Source organism: Pedobacter sp. N23S346, from assembly GCF_048515415.1.
Taxonomy (GTDB): Bacteria; Bacteroidota; Bacteroidia; order Sphingobacteriales; family Sphingobacteriaceae; genus Pedobacter.
Genome location: NZ_JBLYEE010000010.1, coordinates 15,437 through 35,928 on the forward strand (window position 1 = coordinate 15,437; position 20,492 = coordinate 35,928).

20 protein-coding genes are annotated in these 20,492 nt (G+C 39.1%); 5 read left to right on the forward strand and 15 right to left on the reverse strand.

Translation table 11 applies throughout. From position 1 onward, the window contains the following. Nucleotides 1-43: 43 nt before the first annotated feature. The 11 genes from ACN1CD_RS16880 to ACN1CD_RS16930 all read right to left on the reverse strand — a co-directional run bounded on the left by ACN1CD_RS16880 (nt 44) and on the right by ACN1CD_RS16930 (nt 11,084). Entirely contained in the window at nt 44-808 is a 765-nt protein-coding gene (locus tag ACN1CD_RS16880; RefSeq protein WP_419131568.1) for an SDR family oxidoreductase, read from the reverse strand. Nucleotides 809-838: 30 nt separating this feature from the next. Continuing rightward, the gene (locus tag ACN1CD_RS16885; protein ID WP_419131569.1) at nt 839-1,567 is read right to left on the reverse strand and encodes an SDR family oxidoreductase; all 729 of its coding nucleotides are present in this window, start codon (nt 1,565-1,567) and stop codon (nt 839-841) included. 53 nt (nt 1,568-1,620) lie between these two features. Then, nucleotides 1,621-2,715: an alkene reductase gene (locus tag ACN1CD_RS16890; protein ID WP_419131570.1), complete on the reverse strand. Its 1,095-nt coding sequence runs from the start codon at nt 2,713-2,715 to the stop codon at nt 1,621-1,623. 55 nt (nt 2,716-2,770) lie between these two features. Further along, nucleotides 2,771-3,361, reverse strand: coding sequence for a TetR/AcrR family transcriptional regulator (locus tag ACN1CD_RS16895; protein ID WP_419131571.1), 591 nt, complete (start codon nt 3,359-3,361; stop codon nt 2,771-2,773). Nucleotides 3,362-3,508: 147 nt separating this feature from the next. Further along, nucleotides 3,509-4,108, reverse strand: a complete 600-nt coding sequence (locus tag ACN1CD_RS16900) for a hypothetical protein (protein ID WP_419131572.1) — start codon at nt 4,106-4,108, stop codon at nt 3,509-3,511. 807 nt (nt 4,109-4,915) lie between these two features. Continuing rightward, complete coding sequence (locus ACN1CD_RS16905) at nt 4,916-5,977, reverse strand: cyclic nucleotide-binding domain-containing protein (RefSeq protein ID WP_419131573.1); 1,062 nt, start codon at nt 5,975-5,977, stop codon at nt 4,916-4,918. A 726-nt stretch (nt 5,978-6,703) separates the two neighbouring features. After that, nucleotides 6,704-7,390: a hypothetical protein gene (locus ACN1CD_RS16910; RefSeq protein ID WP_419131574.1), complete on the reverse strand. Its 687-nt coding sequence runs from the start codon at nt 7,388-7,390 to the stop codon at nt 6,704-6,706. Between the two features lie 415 nt (nt 7,391-7,805). Continuing rightward, the gene (locus ACN1CD_RS16915; RefSeq protein ID WP_419131575.1) at nt 7,806-8,174 is read right to left on the reverse strand and encodes a DUF4288 domain-containing protein; all 369 of its coding nucleotides are present in this window, start codon (nt 8,172-8,174) and stop codon (nt 7,806-7,808) included. Nucleotides 8,175-8,284: 110 nt separating this feature from the next. Then, nucleotides 8,285-9,220, reverse strand: a complete 936-nt coding sequence (locus ACN1CD_RS16920; protein WP_419131576.1) for a DUF6268 family outer membrane beta-barrel protein — start codon at nt 9,218-9,220, stop codon at nt 8,285-8,287. A 62-nt stretch (nt 9,221-9,282) separates the two neighbouring features. Further along, nucleotides 9,283-10,152: an SDR family NAD(P)-dependent oxidoreductase gene (locus ACN1CD_RS16925; RefSeq protein WP_419131577.1), complete on the reverse strand. Its 870-nt coding sequence runs from the start codon at nt 10,150-10,152 to the stop codon at nt 9,283-9,285. A 71-nt stretch (nt 10,153-10,223) separates the two neighbouring features. After that, nucleotides 10,224-11,084, reverse strand: a complete 861-nt coding sequence (locus ACN1CD_RS16930) for a helix-turn-helix domain-containing protein (protein WP_419131578.1) — start codon at nt 11,082-11,084, stop codon at nt 10,224-10,226. A 416-nt stretch (nt 11,085-11,500) separates the two neighbouring features. Between ACN1CD_RS16930 and ACN1CD_RS16935 the strand changes: the two genes are divergently transcribed. From ACN1CD_RS16935 to ACN1CD_RS16955, 5 genes are all read left to right on the forward strand, one after another. Then, nucleotides 11,501-12,241: an SDR family oxidoreductase gene (locus ACN1CD_RS16935; RefSeq protein WP_419131579.1), complete on the forward strand. Its 741-nt coding sequence runs from the start codon at nt 11,501-11,503 to the stop codon at nt 12,239-12,241. 50 nt (nt 12,242-12,291) lie between these two features. Further along, a complete protein-coding gene (locus tag ACN1CD_RS16940; RefSeq protein WP_419131580.1) occupies nt 12,292-12,783 on the forward strand; it encodes a DUF1097 domain-containing protein in 492 nt (163 codons plus the stop codon). 23 nt (nt 12,784-12,806) lie between these two features. Further along, nucleotides 12,807-13,559 carry an SDR family NAD(P)-dependent oxidoreductase gene (locus ACN1CD_RS16945; RefSeq protein ID WP_419131581.1) on the forward strand — a complete coding sequence of 251 codons (753 nt, stop codon included), beginning with the start codon at nt 12,807-12,809 and terminating at the stop codon, nt 13,557-13,559. 263 nt (nt 13,560-13,822) lie between these two features. Beyond that, on the forward strand, nt 13,823-15,028 hold the full coding sequence (locus tag ACN1CD_RS16950; RefSeq protein WP_419131582.1) for a DNA cytosine methyltransferase: 1,206 nt from the start codon (nt 13,823-13,825) through the stop codon (nt 15,026-15,028). Further along, complete coding sequence (locus tag ACN1CD_RS16955; RefSeq protein ID WP_419131583.1) at nt 15,029-16,141, forward strand: hypothetical protein; 1,113 nt, start codon at nt 15,029-15,031, stop codon at nt 16,139-16,141. It begins immediately after the preceding gene. Between the two features lie 133 nt (nt 16,142-16,274). Here ACN1CD_RS16955 and ACN1CD_RS16960 read toward each other — a convergent pair whose 3' ends face one another. The 4 genes from ACN1CD_RS16960 to ACN1CD_RS16975 form a co-directional block, all read right to left on the reverse strand. Further along, on the reverse strand, nt 16,275-17,249 hold the full coding sequence (locus tag ACN1CD_RS16960; protein ID WP_419131584.1) for a helix-turn-helix domain-containing protein: 975 nt from the start codon (nt 17,247-17,249) through the stop codon (nt 16,275-16,277). Nucleotides 17,250-17,364: 115 nt separating this feature from the next. After that, complete coding sequence (locus ACN1CD_RS16965) at nt 17,365-17,715, reverse strand: hypothetical protein (protein WP_419131585.1); 351 nt, start codon at nt 17,713-17,715, stop codon at nt 17,365-17,367. Nucleotides 17,716-17,828: 113 nt separating this feature from the next. Next, the gene (locus ACN1CD_RS16970) at nt 17,829-18,755 is read right to left on the reverse strand and encodes a helix-turn-helix domain-containing protein (RefSeq protein WP_419131586.1); all 927 of its coding nucleotides are present in this window, start codon (nt 18,753-18,755) and stop codon (nt 17,829-17,831) included. Between the two features lie 101 nt (nt 18,756-18,856). Then, nucleotides 18,857-19,690 carry an SDR family NAD(P)-dependent oxidoreductase gene (locus ACN1CD_RS16975; protein WP_419131587.1) on the reverse strand — a complete coding sequence of 278 codons (834 nt, stop codon included), beginning with the start codon at nt 19,688-19,690 and terminating at the stop codon, nt 18,857-18,859. Between the last annotated feature and the right edge of the window lie 802 nt (nt 19,691-20,492).

Here is a 20,492-nt window from a genome sequence, read left to right on the forward strand (position 1 = left end):
TGTTTTTATTGGTGTTCTATTCGTGTATTTTTATGTTAAACCCTCACCTAAGTATCTGCTCATCCTTTTTCGGATTAATTAGTCCGAAGGTCAGCTTTGGAAAGAAACGATTAAGCTGATAAACCAGTTTTGTATCGCCTATGCGTATAGTGTACTGATCTTTCTGAAGTCCACTTATCAAAGCTTTCACAAATTGGTCCGGACTGAGTTTCTTCTCGCTTCGCTGTGCGGTCATTTCGGTATCTACCAGAGGCGGCAACAGTTCAAATACCTTTATGCTGCTGTCAATAATGCGCAAATGCTCCCTCAGCGATTTGGTATAAAAGGCCAATGCTGTTTTAGATGCAGAATAGGTAGCCTCCAAAAGAGATGGTACCATGCTGAGTATAGATGTGGTGTTAATGATTGCGGCCTCCTTTCTGGATTTAAGCATATCCATAAAGAGATTATTCAGTCGTATTACCCCCAGGTAATTTATTTGCATTTCATAGGCCGCACCTTCCAAATGCTTGTCGCTGGGAACTCCTAGGTTGGTTGGTGGAACGCCTACTCCTGCATTATTATATAGGATATCGATGCCTCCCAATTCTTTTACAGTATTAAAAAGGGCTTTTGCATCTGCTTCATTTCCGGCATCACTTTGTAGCGCAATTAGTGCCGGATATGCTTTTATGGCCGCATCCAGTTTCGCCTGATTTCTACCCGTAATGATTACTTTAGCACCAATTGCTAAAAATTGCCTTGCCGCTTCAAGTCCGATGCCTGATGCACCACCCGTAATCAGGATTGTTTTTCCTTTTAAGTTCATGTCTTTTGAATTTTATTTTTTAAAAAGAAATTAGTGAGGTGCCTGTTCTGTGATTGGGTTTAGCAGGGAGTGTAGTTTTTTACTGTCTCCAACCGGAACTTCAAATTGATTGTTCGCTAAGGCTGTAAACAGTTCATCGGCTACTTCTGATGGAGGTATGCCATTAGCGCCTCCAATTTCTGCTGAAAATTCGGTATTAACCAAAGGCGGATATACTTCGTAGACATTCAATTTTTCGTTTTCTGAAAAAGTATCTCTCAGTCCCTGTGTGTAACTGTGGAGCGCCGCTTTGCTGGCAGAGTAAGTAGGCAGGTATTTATTTGACCTGAATGCAGCAATGGAAGTGATGTTGATGACTGCAGCTTCTTCCTGTTGCAAAAGCTGTGGAATTAACAGCGAAGTAAAATGGATCACGCTGATATAATTGGTATTTATTTCCTGATACGCTTTCTCAGCTGCGTTATTATTGTGATCACTTAGATCATTGATAAAGGCAGCACCGGCATTGTTTACAATGATATTCAGCTCAGGGTAATTCGTTTTCAGGTCTTCTGCAATGCGAATCCGGTCTGCTTCTACCGATAAGTCACCTTGAATGGCAACGGTATGATCTAATTCTTTTAAAGCGTTTTGAAGGCGTTCTTCGCTACGTCCGTTGATGATGATTTTATTGCCGGCAGCACTTAGCTTTTTGGCAATTGCCAAACCGATACCTGCACTTCCACCGCTGATGAATATGGTATTTCCTGTTGTTTTCATTATTTTTTATTTTTAAAATCTAGAAATATAATTTTTGTTGTTCTTTTTAAAGGCTATTCAGATATAAAAGGATAATCGGTATAACCCTTTTCGCCTGGTGTGTAAAAGGTATTTTGATCGGGGGCATTGAGTGCAGCATCTGTTTTAAATCTTTCTACCAAATCTGGATTAGCAATAAACGGAACACCAAAGGATACAAGGTCAGCATCGCCATCATTCAAAACTTTTGTAGCGGTTTCTTTATTAAATGCCCTGTTAATGATGATGGTACCTTTGTAGATCTTCCGGAAATGCTTTGCCACTTCCTGTATCGCTTCCGGAATTGCAGAAACATCTGTGAATGGCTCTATAAGGTGGATATATGCTAATCCGTAGTCATTTAATCTATTCACGATAGCATCATAAAGCGCAATCGTTTCATCATCAACCAATATCCCCATTATACCATTTAATGATGGATTAAAGCGGATGCCAACACGATTTAAGTTTACAACTCCTTTTAATTCATCCAGAATATCGAAAAGAATCCGAGCTCTGTTTTCTACAGAACCTCCGTATTCATCCTGACGTTGGTTGCTGTTCTTGCTGAAGAATTGCTGTAACAGATAGCCATTTGCCCCGTGCAATTCAACGCCATCAAAACCCGCTTCGAAAGCATTGATTGCAGCTTGTTTAAAGTCAGCTACCGTTTGTTTGATGTCTTCCAAAGTCATCGCTTTCGAACACTCACTTTGCTTAAACCCGGTTGGAGTAAAAACCTCTACATTAGGGTTGTAAGCAGATGGTGCAAGCGGAGATTCGCCATTATGGTGCTCAGGGTGCGAATATGAGCCTGTATGCCATAATTGGGCAAAGATTTTACCTCCTTTTTCATGTACTGCTGAAGTACTCAGTTTCCAGCCTTCTACCTGATCTTTAGTATAGATACCAGGAACGTTAGGCACGCCAACCGCATCCTCGCTAATGAATGTACCCTCTGTAATAATAAGACCAGCAGTGGCACGCTGACTATAATATTTTGCAGTCAATTCAGTTGCGGTATGTTCTTCGTTATCAGAACGGCTTCGGGTCATGGGAGCCATAACAATCCTGTTTTTTAATTCAATATCCCCGATTAAATGAGGATCAAATAAATTTGTAATATTCATAGTCTATAATTTATATTTTATACCTTTTAGTATATTTTAAGCCAAAAAAAGAGCATTAATGCTCATATTGTGCTAATTCAGATTTGAAACCTTTAATTAATACCAGCATTGGTTTACTTACTTCCATAGCCCTGCACATTACCGTAGCACCTTCAATGGCCGCCACCAGCTTAAACGCAAAGTTTGCCGGATCCAGTTCCGTTGAAAACTCTCCATTGTCAATCCCGCTTTGAAGTAGTGCAGTAATTTCCTGTTGACCAGCCCTTAATACTTTTGCCACTTTTTGTTTTAATGCCGGATAATTATCATCCGTTTCAACAGCTGTATTGAAAATCGGGCACCCCCCTGGTATAAGCGAATTAAGCGGATCCTTATAAAAATCCATAAATGCCCAAACCTTAGCCTTGGCAGATTTCCCCTTTGAAACGACAGATCTGATGCGTTGAGAAAGTTTATCCAATGAATAATCAACAACTTGGGCAGAAAGATCCTCTTTACCATCAAAATGCCCATACAAAGCCCCTTTAGTTAGTTTGGTAGCGGAAAGAATATCATCAATAGTCACCCCAGATATACCTTTTTCGTTATATAAGGGCGTTGCCGTTTCCAATATAAATTGCTTTGTCTTCTCTGCTTTTGTTAACATAAAACCTAATTCGTACACAAATATACTAAAAAGTATATTTTAAACAAAAATAATTAAAAATACTTTTGTCTATTCCATTTGCCTTTTGTATTGAAGCGGATGGATATAATTTATCAACTTACGAAATTTCAAAAGCCTGTAAAACGGTTAAAGAAAGTGATTGCTGGCGTACGTCTGATAAATTCTTGCCGGCACACGATGCCAAACGCCAGGATACATCCTTTGAAAATAGCTAAACCTGGATGAAGGTGAATCCAGTTTTGAAAGAATACTATAATGGTTGAGATCCCTGATGGCATTAGGAAAAATCAAATGGGTAAACAGGCGGTTCAGGACAGGAAAAGCCTCGCATCCTGATTCTAGTTCTTTCCTGGAAATAACGATCAGCAGCGAGTGATCTATAGCTTCCAGATTCACCGCTTGCGACCCATCACCCGACCTATTATAAATAAATACGCTATTAGATTCTCCCAGCCATGTATCGTATCTTTTTCCTAAACCAGAATTCAGGTAACCGCTTACCAGACCCTTGAGTAAGATAATCATATTATCACCCTCACCCATAAGCCTTTCCGACAATGCCTTCTCTCCCACTGCGAGCTGAACAAACACCGCATGCCTATAAACATACCTTAATGCATGCCGGTATTGGTCCCCCAGAACCGGAACAAATAACGCCAAAAAAGCTTTTCTTTCACAAACGGAGGTACTTGACAAAGTATTTAATTCAGTTTTATTTAAGTCCATAAAATCCATTTATAAATAGGAGGATGTGCAGCAATCAGTTCAAGGTTCATAACGAATTATATTGATGACAGTAGAACCTGATGAAAACCACCCAAATATTCTACTCTTTTGACTAAAAAAATTTGATTATGGACAACACCAGTCTTGATTGTTTTCAAAATGATGTTAACTTAGGCTGGTTGGGTAACTATGTTGGGTACATAATTAACCACCGAGTGCACAGAGGTCTACACAGAGAAAAAACAGAGCAATAATTTTAAATCCAGCTTAGCGTTCTCTGTGCCTTCCCTTATATTTCTTTGCGGTTAAAGCCATTTAAACCAAACTTTGTGTGCGCGGGTGGCTTTTTCTCTTTGTCCTCAGTGGTTAAAATGATGATGGTAACTATGTTGGGCACATAATTAACTACCAAGTGCACAGAGATCTGCACAAAGAAAAGACAGAGCAATAATTTTAAATCCAGCTTGGGGTTCTCTGCGCCTTCTCTTATATTTTTTTGCGGTTAAAGCCATTTAAACCCAGCTTTGTGTGCTCAGTGCCTTTTCTCTTTGCCCTCCGTGGTTAAATAATGATGGTAACTAAGTCGGGTGCATAATTAACCACCGAGTGCCACAGAGGTTACACAGAGAAAAAACAGAACAATAATTTTAAATCCAGCTTGGCGTTCTCTGCGCCTTCTCTTATATTTCTTTGCGGTTAAAGCCATTTAAGCCAAACTTTGTGTGCGCGGGTGCCTTTTTCTCTTTGCCCTCCGTGGTTAAAATGATAGGCTGGTTGATGAGCCACCAACAAGTAGATTAGCCAAGCTTAGTTTTTCATGCCTTTCAGCTGTTCAGGCTTCCTTAAAATAATCTCATTTCCATCTTTTTCGATCAGTCCCTCGCGTTGAAAATCCCCCAAAACTCTACTGAGCGTTTCTGTTGCAACCCCTACTGCGCATGCGAGGTCATTTCTTGGCATCACAAAACCGCTCTTCTTTGCGGAGTCATCTGATTGTTTGCTGAAATTTAATATGCTTTTTGCAATCCGCTTCCTTACTGAATAATAGGCAATATCCAAAAGCTTTCCGTGGCTTTCATTAACCTCCCTTGCCAATTGCCTGAAAAAAAACCTGTTTAAATCCGTATCCTCAGTTAAAATACTCTCGATACTACCCACTTTAAGGATGGAGATTTCGGCAGAATCCATTGCTTCAGCACTCTCCATGCTTTCGCTCCCCAAAATAGCACCAAGGAGGCCAAAGCATTCACCAGGTCCAAAAACACCTGTGATAAATTCATTTCCTGCATCATCAACCACATAGGTTTTGACCCGTCCTGATAATATATAATATATTTCTGCCGCTTTATCACCTGGATAATAGATTACCTGATGTTTCCTGATCATTCTGGGTATCAGCCCATCGAACCTTGACCTGAGCCACACCATTTCATCGTTCCTATTCCCGCCATCACTAAACCTTTCTTTGTGTTTTGAAAAATACTCCCGCTGAAGTCTCTTTTTTCTTATCCTTACTTCTACCTGATTAAGAAGTTCCCCATGATCAAAGTGGTTTAGCAAATATCCATCCGCACCAAGCTCCATAACCCTACGGGTTTGGTCATGCTCATCGGCATTGAGCAGCATAATAAAGCCTACGCCTGCATTTTCAACAAATTTATTGACCATGCGCAGAACGCCAAAGCCATCAATCTCTAAGAGCTTTATGCCACTTATAATAATATCTACCGGATATCTGCGGATAATGTCCATCGCCCGTTTTCCGCTATTGGTCGAATTTACATTATACTTTCCCACTGTAAGTATCTTGGAGATTTTTGACATTAAATCGGCATCATCCAGAATAATCAGGATTTTAGATCCTTCCATTCAAATGTTTGGTTTAATCCCGATCTGGTCACCCTTCTCTGGGATAGCTATAAAAAATTATCGGTTAGTTATTAGGTAACCAACGAACAGCTGGAACCTAAAAATCTTTCATCCCGGAGTGTAAAACTTCCGGCAAGAGAGAATTATCAATATTACTGTTCCAGGGAGAATCTACGGAACCTCCCAACCCCTAAAAGGCCAGAGCGCGGATATGTTCCCAAAAGTAATAGGAATATTAACATGTAATATGCATACATAGTAACAATATAAAAAAACTTCATTTACAGGCTATGATTTGGCCTATCAATCGGCATCCATTAAAGCTAATCCTCAAAAAATTATATATTGCATACAGCCCATTGCAGCAGGTCAACTGATCTTTTTACCTATAGAAATATATAATATTGAAATGCATAAATAGAATCCTGATAGGATCATGTTAAATGATAGACAATTACCCATGAAAATCGGAAATCATTCGTGATGTAAGCTTGATGGCTGTCAATAGTACTATTGACCACAGTCAATAATCATGAATTAATGATTTATTATATCATAAAAACAGATCTTCCCCTTATGCATCCTGAATGCAATACGCAGCGATTGCAAAACACTTCATTATTGATCCAGACAGTTAATTAATCATCACCCTTCCTTTAGGAATTATGCGGTCATGCCTAATAATCAGTATAAAAATGAGCTTTTAAGCATTTTTCCTTCAACCATCTATTGATACATTCTGTTGAAGTCTGGCACCTGGGGCATAAGAACGGTGCAATCCCTGCCCCGGTCATAGTACATATCCCATTCCCCGATGCATCCGATAAAAACCGAATTTTTTAAAATGCATGATGGTTCTGAATAAACACAATCGGAAGGGCTATTAAGACACTTAGCCGCCTGCGTATCAGCATTATTACATGCGGCATGCGCAAGAATGAGTGCAAACAAGAAAAAGACATGCATGGAAAAGTACCGGATCTCAAACTGCCGGACATGATAAAACACAAGCCATAGGGAGATGGTTAGCACCATTACGCCTGCCGGCCATACCGTAAAGAACACTTCTCCATTATTCAGCATGCTGGCCAACAACCAGATCATGGGCAATATACCTAGAACAAAAAACAGTTTTCTACAAAAGCTGACTGATAAGATATCCCTGAGCCAACAGTGTCCTATAAAGATGATACTAATGACTAATGGCACTGCCAAAAGAAAGATCAGCTGACCCCAAATCGACAAGGTCCTATGGGACATCAGCACCTCCACCGGGCCTGCGAGTTCCAAAATATCAACTTTGAATCTTCCATAATAAACGGTTTCCCCAATAATTGAGGAAATGGCAAGGAGGATACCAGCAAAGAGCATATACTTCAAAAAAAGCATAAGTATATTGATCTGGTTATCCATGACAATGAATTTTGGAACTTTTCAACAACGGAGTTCTGACTGTTCTAAGACCATACGTATGGCATCCTGGATCGCCATGACTACTAAAAAGCAGTACTTTTACTTTGAAAGAGTTAATAGACATAAATGGGTTGATTGTACGGTAAAACTCGACATACGAACCCTAAACGCTCTTAACTTAAATTAACCATATCATTGATTTTGATCAGAAGAAGTTGCATAAAAAGAATATTGCGATTTTTTTCTCGCATAGAAGCTGACAAATTATTAATCACAAGATTATAGCGGAAGTACGAGTTAATGGATTTTCATTTAATAGAAAAAGGATTTTCATTGACGCCTATTTTAACCAATCTTGCAGAATGGTATGAATCCTAAACGATATGAATTTCACAGCGGCAAAAGCGCTGCCGGATTAAGTGTTTCTGTCCTGGTTTTTATTTTCACACTGGATTTGCTGCTGTAAGAATAGCTTACGCTGTTCAATCGCATTCAAAAAAGCAGTTATATCTTCAGGCTCATGCAATATGGAGGTTACTTCCACACCATCAGCTGGTATCTGTACTTCATGAATATCTGCAACACAGATAAACTTCCAGGTTACCAACTCGCCGATACAGTTTTTAAAAGGCAGTTGAAAACCATCTGCCTGGTTTTCTGCTTTTCTGAATGCATCATTAATATCAGGTGCTTGCATCAGCCTGAATTGCTCGTCAAACTGAGTGTTATAATTACCTTCACTGCAGACAATCTGATAAATATATTTTACCATGAACCATTTCATAAAATAAGGTTTAAAATTTTTAATAACTACACCACCTCATAACACTATCCCCTTTTATGAACACTCTTTTTCGGTTATATTACCCACCTTAATTAACAGGGTTAGCATTTTCAAAAAAGGTAATTGATCCCTACACCCACCGAAATACCAGTTTTATTGAGTTCTCTCAACGGAATCCTATCATCCAGGCTGTCGAACGGTGCCAGGTCTATCTTTTGATCTTTGTTATAAATCCCGAGTTTTTGAACGTAGTTATAACCTGCATTGAACTCAATTGAGAAATTTTTTGATGGCATATAATTATAGAATAAAGAAATTTTAGATTGCTGCGCCTGGAAATATGCAGCGTTCATTTCCTCCGATAAACGGTAGGTACCGCCCCCTATTCCAAGATTATTGTTAATACCTAAAGCGTTTTTAGCAGATAGGCTGTATTTTAATCTTTGAGATACAGGTAGCGATCCAGATAGATTAAGTTTGTTATTGATCTGCCAGTCGATTCCTACCAGAGGCAGCAATAAAGCACCGAAAAACTGCTTTGAGTAAACCGCTCCAAGAGAATAAGAAAATCTTTCCGAAACCTTTACCTTAAATGCAGCCGCACCCGTGTAGATCATATCTTCACCGGAGATATCCTTCAGATCGGATGAAAGCGTGGGTATAAAAGTTACAGAAAATGAATACCTGGTTGAAAGTGATTTCTGATAGCTAATTGGAATTGAAAGAGAATGAAAAGCAGATGCTCCAAGTTCAGTATTATTACCAGAAAGGAATAGCCCCGTATACCCTATACCAGCGAGTAAAAAATCGAGTTTCCCATCTTTTAGTTTACTATAAAGAGGAAATATCAGACTGGTATTGGCCTGCTGTGCCTGCACATCTTCGCCGTTAACATTAAATGGTGAGTAAGTATAATCGGCTTTAAAAGCGCCCAATTGGAGAGTCGGTTTGGTGCTGCCCTGTTGAATTGATTTTTCTTGTGCCTGAACATTCAATTTAAACAAGACAGAAACTATAGCTATTAATACAGATACTTTTATTTTCATTTTTGTGATTTTTAAACCTCCAACTTATTTTAGAGGCTAGATTTACGTTGAGATAAATTTGATTATGCGTGCTGACCCAATTCTTTCTGCATGGTCTTTTTAATGGCACTATCAATAATTTTTTCGGGAAGAAGAGATATTAAGAAACTTTGTATGGCATGTGGCCAATAAGGCATAATACTCTTTCTGCCACAGCCTACAACCGAAAGCACATGCCTGGCATATGTTGCTGCACTGGGGCGTAAAAACGTAACCGGCTTGGTGTTACTGCCCGTATTTACGCTTCCGGTTATCAGCGAAATCACTTCAATATTCTCCAGTTCCCGGGAAAGCGAAATAGAAAAAGCATTATTGTAAGCCTTTGTAGCTGCATAAACCGCTAAATAAGGAGGTGGGTATATTCCGGTATACGATGAAACATTTAAAATAAGTGATTGCGTCCTGTTCAGTTGGGGCAATAGTTTACGTGTCAGCTGTGAAGGGAATAAAGTATTAAGGGTTATAGTTTCAGCGATTCCATGATTTGTAAATGCTGCAAATCTCCCCATTGGGCCGGCACCGACATTGTTTACGAGTATGTTTATGGGTAAATGCCTGATTTTTTCAACATCCATCTGGCTATCCCTGCTTCCGTCATGGAGCATGCAGACTACCTTACGAGCTGGATAATCCGAATTTATTTTCTTCTCTACGGCCTGTAACTTAGCAAGGCTACGTCCATGTAAAATAATATTGAACCCTTTTTCTGCAAGCGCAATAGCAATAGCCTTACCTATGCCATCGGTAGCACCTGTTACCATCGCGAAGGCATCATTTTGAAGGTATTTTTTGAGATTTGATGCGCTGATGTAAGGGTAAATAAAATATATCAGACTATAAAACAGCCGTATAACACACAAAACACCTATAACAAAGACAATATGATTTCCCATTTCTAATTTTTTGAACAAAGTTAGAGGAGGGCACTATCGCTGGAAATGGATAAACTATGGTAGCTGTTGGATTATTTGCGGTAGTTCATCCTAAAAACAGAGGGAGACTGACCTTCAGCGTTAGAAAAATAGCGGGTAAAGTAGGCATGATCAGTAAAACCCAGCAGATAGGCTATTTCTTTTACTGTTGTATCCGTAGCATATAGCAGACGTTTTGCTTCTAACATAATAGCCTGTTGTACCCAAAAACCTACCGGAAACCCAGTAGTGAGTTTCACCGCTTCGTTTAGGTATGCCGGACTGATATTCAGATCTGCGGCGTAATCTGATGTACTTTTATGGGTCTTAAACTGGAGTAGAAGCAGCCGTTTAAACTCCCTTGTCAAAATCTGTGTACGCAGTACGGCTTCTTCCCCATTCTCTACCTGTTGATAGGCAGAAGCAAAAATACCCACACAGGCACCGATAAGCGAGTGCATTACGTGAGGAAGAAAATTCAGACCATCCCGGTCTCTATTTATCGATGCCATCAGTTCCACGCAATTATCCAATAAGGCACTTTGCGCATCTGGCAAGGCCAAAGGAGTACACTGAAAATAATGGTGATCAAAAATTGCCCTATAATCATTTGCTATAAAATTGCTATCTATAGTAATTAACCAGGCTTCGGTATGATCACAGACAGCAACACCATAATGAACCTGCCCTGGCAATATAGATAGCACGGTACTTCCTATTAATTCTACATCTTTGAAGTCGATTACAATTTTGCTTTTCCCGCTTTTTTGAAAAATAAACAGATAGTGGTCATCCCTCCGATGTGCAGGTTTTGTATAAGACACCAAATTACTCTCACTTCCAATAAATTTATTTACACTGATTACCTGATCCGTAATGTCTTTTAAAGAGTGGGTCGAAATTCTATCTGTCATAAGGTCCCTGAAAGGATGGTAGTCCAATTATAGGAATAAAGATCCTGTTTGCAAAAACAAAGCCCAGCTTTGTAGCCATCAACTTATGGATTTTATTACAGATTCTGCGGTAAAAGTATATGCAAATTATTTATGAATGTAATGCAGTATTGAACGTTTATTGTCGTGATAGTTCTTTGATCCTTAAAAACTATCAAATTCATGAATGAAGATCAACTCGCGAAGTTTTGGCTATCAAGGTGTACATAGAGTAGCCATCTTTAAAGAAGATTTCTATTCAGATCAGCTGCAGGTGACTTTCAAAGTTGCAGTCTTTGAATTTTGCATACAATGCTTTGGATCCTGCATTTTTCCCGGATGTTTTAAGTAGACCTTTGGTATATCAAAAAGAAACAAAAACTTAAAACAACAACGACATGAAAAATCTAACAGAAAAAGTAATCCTGGTAACCGGGGCATCAAGAGGAATCGGAGCCGCAATTGCAACTACATTAGCCGCTCGCGGAGCCAAAGTGATCATCAATTTTGCGGGAGATGAAAATGCAGCCGAGCAGCAGGTGCAGAAAATAAGAGCTACTGGTGGCGATGCCATTGCCATCAAGGCTGATGTGAGCAAAGCTAATGAGGTAAAAAATCTATTTGATGCTGCCATTGCTCACTATGGAAGAATCGATGTGCTGGTTAACAATGCCGGCATCATGATTACCAAATTGCTTAAGGATACGACTGATGAAGATTTCGCCCGCCAGTTCGACATCAATGTAAAGGGAACTTTTAACACCATGCGGGAAGCAGCAACAAAGCTTGCCGACAACGGTAGTATCATTAATTTCTCTTCAACCACCACCCGTGTAATGATGCCTACCTATAGCACCTATGTAGCGTCGAAAGCGGCAGTTGAACAACTTACCAGAGTGTTTGCCAAAGAGGTTGGTACCAGGGGCATAAACGTGAATTCAGTATCCCCAGGCCCTACCAATACCGAGCTTTTCACAAAGGGGAAACCACAAGAAGTTATCGACCGCCTGGCTTCACTATCTGCTTTTAACCGCATCGGTGAGCCCGAAGATATTGCAAAGATTGTGGCTTTTCTTTCCAGTGATGATGCCAAATGGATCTCGGCACAGAACATCGGGGCCAACGGCGCCATGGCATAACGGAGCAATCAATAATCACTATTCATTCACAACCATTAATCTTAAAATTTATGAAAACGTTTATAACCGCAATCATTTTCGGCCTGTTTGGCGCAGTTGCAGTAAGCATTTCCTTCGCTATGGCGTGGCCAACCTGGGTAATGTTCATCGCTTGGGTAAGCTATTACCTATTTGGAAAAACAGTATTATCCTCACTTAAGGCATTTATGCAGATTGGCCTTGGCATCCTGATGGGCGTGCTGATCCAAATAACCGGCGGTGCACTTAGCAAAGAAATTGGTGCCTTTGGCTTTCCAATTGCCGTGTTCCTCTTTATCGGATCATTGGCCTATTTCGCCAGAACAAAAACGCTGAACAATATCCCAGCGTGGTTCTTAGGGTTGATTGTCGTATTCGGCGTACATCCGCCCTTGGCCCCGCTCCCAATTTTACAATTAGCCATTCCATTATTCTTTGGGTTTCTGTTCGCCTGGCTTAACGACTCGGCGGTAGAAAAAGTACAGGCCCAAAAAGCTAACCATTCCCTTAACCAAAATCATTAATAAACATTTTAACTATTCAAATCATGACAAATTTAACTAACAAAGTAGCATTAATCACAGGCTCAGCAAGAGGCCTGGGAAAAGCAATCGCAGAACGTTATGCAGCATTGGGCGCAGATATTATCATCAACTATTCACGCGACAAATCCTCCGCAGATGAAGTAGTGAGCAACATCAGGGCCATGGGCGTTAGGGTAATTTCCGTTCAGGCAGATGTGAGCAAGGTAGCAGACGTACAACGCCTGTTCGCTGAAGCCATCAGTGCTTTCGGTAAGATTGATATCGTAGTGGCAAATGCGGGCATCGAACTGGTAGAAACCGCGGTAACCGACTTTACAGAAGAGCAGTTCGACCGCGTATTTTCCATCAATACCAAAGGCACCTATTTCACCATGCAACAGGCAGCAAAGCACATAACCGATAACGGCCGCATCATTTACATCGCCTCTAGTACAACCTCATATCCAGTTCCTGGAATGGCCGTGTATGGCGGTAGCAAGACCACACCAAAATACCTTGTAGAAATCCTTTCAAAGGAGATTGGCCACAAAGGGGTTACAGTAAATACCATCATTCCGTTTGCAGTAGATCACTCTGGAATATTCGCCGAAGCCGATAGCTATCCCGAACTCCGCAAGCAACTGTTAGACAGCTGTCCAATGGGACGTTTAGCAGAAGTGGAAGACGTGGCCAATGCGGCAGAATTCTTTGCAAGCGACCTTTCCTCTTTCATCTCTGGCCAACACCTGTTGGTAAACGGTGGGGCAACCAACTAAGCTGAAATATCGATAGAAAAAACTAAAGATCCCTTTTTTGACTGGCATGAATTCTATTTCATGCCAGTTTTTTTATGTTATTTGCTGGATTGCTCCAACTGTATTAGCATTATAAAAATGGGGATTATTTTGATTAATCGGAATTAACCAGATAAATCGAATAATTTTCAAACATTCATGTTGAAAATTATATGAAGGAACTTAAAGAAATAATTGACCGAATTTAACGACATTGCAACGATTTATTCGACCAGAATTAGTAAATGATTAAATATTCAACAGTAAAGAAAAAATTGAAAATTGAAGTTGACAAAGCTTTCGATAATGGAATCGCCCACCTCACACACTATTTTCAAAATCATTTAAATGGAGTTTCTCAGCATTATAAAGAACCGGCTAAAGAATACCTGCAATCAATTACCGAACAACTAAATCTAGTTGAAGAGCCATTACAGCTCTACTTACCAATGAAATTTGATGTACCATTTCCTCCACCTGAAGAACCTGACTTTACTTTCATTGACCTCTTTGCTGGAATTGGGGGGTTTAGGATACCCCTGCAAGAATTAAAAGGCAAATGTGTATTTACTTCGGAATTTAATTTACATGCTCAAAGAAGCTACGAAGCTAATTTTGGCGAAGTTCCATTTGGTGATATTACAAAACTTGACTTAAATATTGTTCCGAAACATGATGTTTTAACCGCAGGCTTCCCTTGCCAGCCATTCAGTATTTCAGGTAAGATGAAGGGTTTTGAGGATACTAGAGGCACACTAATCTATAACGTTTTTCAAATCATAGAAAAAAGAAAGCCGAAAGTTGTTTTTTTGGAAAATGTAAAACATTTAGTGCATCATGATAAAGGAAATACATTTAAAACCATAATAAAAGATTTAGAAGTCTTAGGATATAAAGTAACTTGGAAAGTTCTGAATGCTTCAGATTTTGGCGTAGCCCAGAATAGGGAGCGAGTTGTTATAATTGGACATCAATCAAAATATTTTGATTTTAACAAATTAGCAACAAAACCTAAAGTAAATTTAAAAACAATTTTAGATAAAAATGCTGATTTTGAGTATCTAAACGAACCTTATACACTTATTGAAAATTTTAAAAAGCAAGAATCAGGTTTAATTTTCATTGGCTATCGAAATAAAACTATTCGCAAAGCTGGCGTTAGACCGGGAACTGAACATTTATCTCGTGTACATAAACAGCCTAATAGAATATACTCAACAGATGGTTTGCATCCTGCATTACCTTCTCAAGAGTCTTCTGGAAGATTTTGGATTTACAATAATGGTCAAGTTAGAAAGTTAACGATTAATGAATGTTATAAGATTATGGGGTTTCCAGAAAAATTTATAAAAATAAACAACACGTCCGAGCTTTATCGTCAAATTGGAAATTCAGTTTGTATACCTATGATAAAGGAAATATCAAAGCAAATTAAAACTCAATTGTTGTAAATGGCTCCAGCTACAGAAGATTTTTTAAATGGGTATTACAATATAGCAATGACTGCTGTAGGTTCGAATGAAAACATTTCAAGTGATTTAAGTGAAGCTGAAAAAGCACTTTTAGATACCGTTCTGCAATATTCAGAATCTGCAAAGGGTGTGCTAACCGTATTTATTACAAGTGTTGTTTATAAAATACTTCATCCCACTCAAGATATTAGAAACCATCAAGATGGAATCCAAAATGGATATTCGGGAAGAACTTTTGATAGTAAAAACATAACCCCGTTTTTAAAAAAATGCAAATTTCCAGCAATGGCAGAAAGTGGTTGGCTAACGCGTTCTCTTGAGCAAAAGGTGCCTTACGATCAAAATTATACTGGAGCTATTAATCCTAGTGGTTTAAAAGCAGCATTCCTTACGTTATTGGACAACATTCAAAATGGAGCTGACTGTAAAAAATATCTTCATTATATATTTCAAGGTCTTATAATTAAGCGAAATCAACATACAATTGACCTAGCCAAACCAACCACTTTGTCGATAAATTCAATTTTAGGAATTTTAGATGAGCATTTTCATTCTTCATACAAAGCAGAGGGTGCATCAAGATTACCGGTTTTAGCGATATATGCTATTTACGAATGTTTGTTACATGAGGCTAAAAGGTTTGAAAACAAAAAACTTCTACCAATTGAAAGTCACACTTCAGCTGACTCTAGAAGTGGAAGAGTTGGTGATATTGAAATAATTGACGATAATAACAGAACATTCGAAGCCGTTGAGGTGAAACATGGAATAACTATAACCTTGCAAATTGTACAAGATGCGTATTCTAAATTTCAAACAACTCCGGTAAATAGATATTATATACTTTCGACAGGGCAACCACCAAATAAAGAAGATTGGGCTAAAATACAAGCTGAGGTACAAAAAATTAAAAATGTCCACGGTTGTCAATTGATAGTTAATGGTATAATGCATTCTCTAAAATATTATTTGCGATTACTTGATAACACATTTGAGTTTATTGATAAATATGTAAATCTAATAGAGAACGACACAGCCTTAAAATTTGAACATAAAGAAAAATGGAACAAAATTATTAGCGAGTTGCGCTAATTGCCAAAAGCAAAAACTTCAGTTAACAAGCTTGCAAAACTGGCGAAAAACCCTCTCCCACCTTCCCAATTTATTAGTTAATTTTATCTTAACCGCCAAATCATAAAGACTTGGAACAATATGCGAACACCTACTATTGCGAAAGCTTGATATGTTCGCTACGAAAGCTAGCAGGAGAAATTTTAGTATGCTTCTTAAAATAATTGCTGAAGTGTGCCGATTCGGAAAAACCCAACATAAAACTAATCTCCTTGATTGAAATAGACGAATTCTGCAACAGGGACTTTGCCTCCGCTATCGTCTTCTCCGCTATCCAGGTACCAATGGCCTTTCCGGTCTTTGCCTTGATTACGCTACTGAGGTAATTGGGATGCAGGTTCTGGTCATCGGCATACTCCTGCACACGGAAAGCACGGTCAAGCAGACCACTACTGAGGTCACGATAGTGCTTTTCAAGGAGCCTTTTAAAGTTCTTAACGATATGCGAACTCCTGTTGCCCTCGTATATAGGGTTATAATCAAGCCAAAAGTACTCCTTGATCTTGAGCAACAGCACCACAAAAAGATTCCCGATCAGGCGGTTGCGAAACGGTGAATGAGACACGTACTCTTTATGAATCTGTAGATAAAGTCGTTCAAATTCTTCAAAGACCTCGGGCGTGAGCACACGTGCCGGAAATGTTTCGGCAAGCAGAAAAGGAAACTCCTCGAATATATCTGCATGTACATTCTCCTTCAGAAAGGATTCGCTCAGGGTGATCAGATAAACCTCCTCAACTTCTGCCCAGTCGAATGATCTCGAGTGCCCCGGGTTGGTAAAATATACGGTACTCGGACGGATATCAAAACGCTGTTCGTCGATGGTATAGTTCCCCTGGCCGTTCTTCACAAATGCAAACACAAAAAAATTCAGCCTACTAATGGGCGAGCGGAAAGTAATCACGTCTTTTATATCCGCAAGATTGAAGATGGTAAAATCGCTCTGCCTGTCCATCAGCGAAACAGGCAATCCAAGATGTTTATACTGTTCATGGAGATCATTGAAGATCCTTAACTTTTCCTCTTTCATGTGCGTCGAATTCTCGCTAAAATTAACAAGTAATTCCATAAAACCCAATCCATTCGAGCCAGCCTTAACAAAATAAGGTTTTGGTCCTTAGAACCAAAACCCATTTCTATTGCTGTCGAACGGAGGAAATATTAAATTCAGAAATGTCAAAATTCTATTTTTTTATCGTTGGATATTGAAAGTAGATCAGTGCAAGGTTCATTAATAGAAAAGGCACCTCAATCATTGCGCCCCTGATATCCATTATTGAAAGCTGGAGGCACAAGATCAACAGGATCAGGGAAGCCATCAAAACATTACCAACTACATAAGTTTGTGGGAACAGCACCATAATCGCTGCCAATATGGTTAGTCCTCCAATTACTTTTACCCAAAACCTGTTAAAATTGAACTTACCGAACATTTCCAACATACCATCATTCCCATTGAACATCGCCAGGCCCTGTTTTAGGCCCATCAGCACCACCACAATCAGCAATACAGCTATAAAAATTCTTGCCATCATTTCTTTGTTTTTGTTTGAACAAAGATCCTCAATAGACGAAAGAAAGAATTGCGAGAACCAAATGAAGAGTTGCAAATAACGAAGGAAGCAGGTTATTTGGGATGAGGCTTTCTTTAGTTCGGACCAAAGGAATTCCTATATTCCAAAGGAGAAACAGCGGTCTTCTTCTTGAACAGCTTATTGAGCGATTGTGGGTACTCAAAACCCAACTGGTAGGCAATCTCGCTTACCGACAGGTCTGTTGTTGCCAATATTTCCTTCGCTTTTTCAATCAAATGATGATGGATATGCTGCTGGGTATTCATTCCCGTAAGATTGCGGAGCATATCGCTCAGATAATCTGCCGATACATTTAATTCGGAAGAGATGTACTGAACCGTAGGAATCCCTAATGCCTGTACCTGCCCACTGTTGAAATAATTAGACAGTATGTTTTCCAATTTGATCAGCAAGTCGTTGTTTGCCGTGCGTCGGGTTATAAACTGTCTGTTGTAAAAACGGTTGCAATAATTTAGTAACACCTCGATGTGGGATACGATAACGTCCTGGCTATAATTATCAATGGGAAAGGCAACTTCTTTGGCGATATTGGCCATCACGGTCTCCACCATTATTTCCTCGCTTTCCGAAAGATGCAAGGCTTCATTCACGGCATAATCAAAATAACCAAATGATTTTATTGTTTTCCCCAACGGATAGTTACGTATGAAATCCGGATGCAGCACCAACCAATAGCCCGACAGTTTTATGCCATCTAAAATATGGGTGGTTACCACTTGCAAAGGCGAAAAAAAGGTCATTACGCCGCCATCAAAATCATAATACTGCTGCCCGTATTTCATCTTCCCTTCAAAATTTTTCTTGATGGCGATACAATAGAAATTATAGGAAACAGACCGCAGCACTTCGTCATCGAAGCATTTTATTTCCTCGAAATTGATTACGCTTACCAGCGGATTTTTAGGCTGTGAAACTTCTAGAACCCGGTGCAGATCAGCAATGGAATTAAAGACGTATGGTTTGTTCCCTGCTTTTTTCATCTATATGAAATTTGTTTTCAGTGGTGATGAAGCTATTATGTTTTTTTTTTCCATGTTGGCTTTGGAAAAATCATGATGGTTTCATTTTACAAATATAAGGATTAATCGAAATTGGTGGACAGGGTCAAATGCTTCCATGCTTCAAATTCCTGCATTTCCTTTTCACGATGTGCCTTCAAAAGCTCATACGTATCAGGGCCCAAAAGCAGATGTAATGGCGGATTCTCCAGGGCTGCTATCTCAGTTAAAATTCTGACTAGTTTTTCCGGATCGCCAGCTTGCTGACCGCTGAAATTTGTCCACATTCTTTCTGCTTGATCCAGGCCATACACATCAATCCTGTTTTTTGCAAATGTTAAAGAGCCTTTATCCATAAAGTTTGTCCGGAACTGTCCTGGTGCTATCACGGTAACCTTAATGCCAAAAGGATTTACTTCTTGTGCCAAGGCTTCGGAAAGTCCTAAAACTGCAAACTTAGCGGCATTGTAACTCGATGCATTGGCAAAACCTACATAGCCTGCGTTGGAAGAAATGTTAATGATATGCGCAGATTGCTGTGCCCTTAAATAAGGCATCGCATTTCTTATAATATTAACTGTACCAAACAGGTTAACATCTACAGTTTGACGAAATTCCTCATCTGTCATTTCTTCCATGCTGCCTACCAGGGAATAACCAGCATTATTTACAATTACATCAATTCTGCCAAATTTTTCAATACTTTGTTGAATTGCGTTCTTTACGTCCTTGTCAGAAGTAATGTCCAGTTTCAAAGGCAGAAAATTCTCTTGATGTTCAGAAATTGAACTTTTGAAATCCTCAATATTTCTGGAAGTTGCAATCACCTTATTGCCTTGTGATAATACTAATTTGGTCAGTGCAAGTCCTAGACCTTTTGATGCACCTGTGATCAACCATACTTTTTGTTCGTTCATAATTTTATTTTTTAATTATGATACAAAACTCCGCAAGTTGAAGAACATGGAAGTATCCAAATCCAGTTAAGTTGTATCCGAAATAGGGAACCTTTTTATGGTCGTTCGAGAACATATGACCTCGTTTATTTATTTCCAGAACAGGCATTTAAACTATATGATGCTAGCAAAATTTCAATCCCTCCAAAATTCAGCAGCATCGAACCAAAAATTACTGTACTAGAAGCAAAGCTGCCATAAGTCGCTATTAATCTTATGGGGTTGTGTGATTTGGAGAGTATATTGGATGGTGCAATTGACAAGTTTACCAGATTGGATAGAATCTACATTGATTGCGACGTTTCTGTCCAGAGAAAAATAATTGGTTCGATGTACTCTGAAAAATTCACTTTTGAATTTGAGACATCGACGACTAACCTTAGCTTTTTATTGAGTATTATCTATCAGAAAAACAGCAAATTAGAAGAAAAAATGCAAGCGACCGTTTTACGGTGCTTGCCAATTATGGCTGCGGACACTGGGCTCGAACCAAAAATCGGCCTCTATTTAAGGTATACAACGATTTGAAAATCAGTTAAAAACAAAAAAGCCCTACATCTCTGTAAGGCTTTAAATCTGCTCCCGAAGCTGTGTACTTTTCTAGAAATTTGCTTGATGACTTGACTAGAATTTCAAAGATTGATGAAGATTATTCAGAATAATGCAAAAATTAAATTTAATTAATATAAATATTTGAATGCATTCACCAAAACTGGTCGACTTAATTTCATTTCAAACTGTCAATGCCGGTGGTGTCGATTTC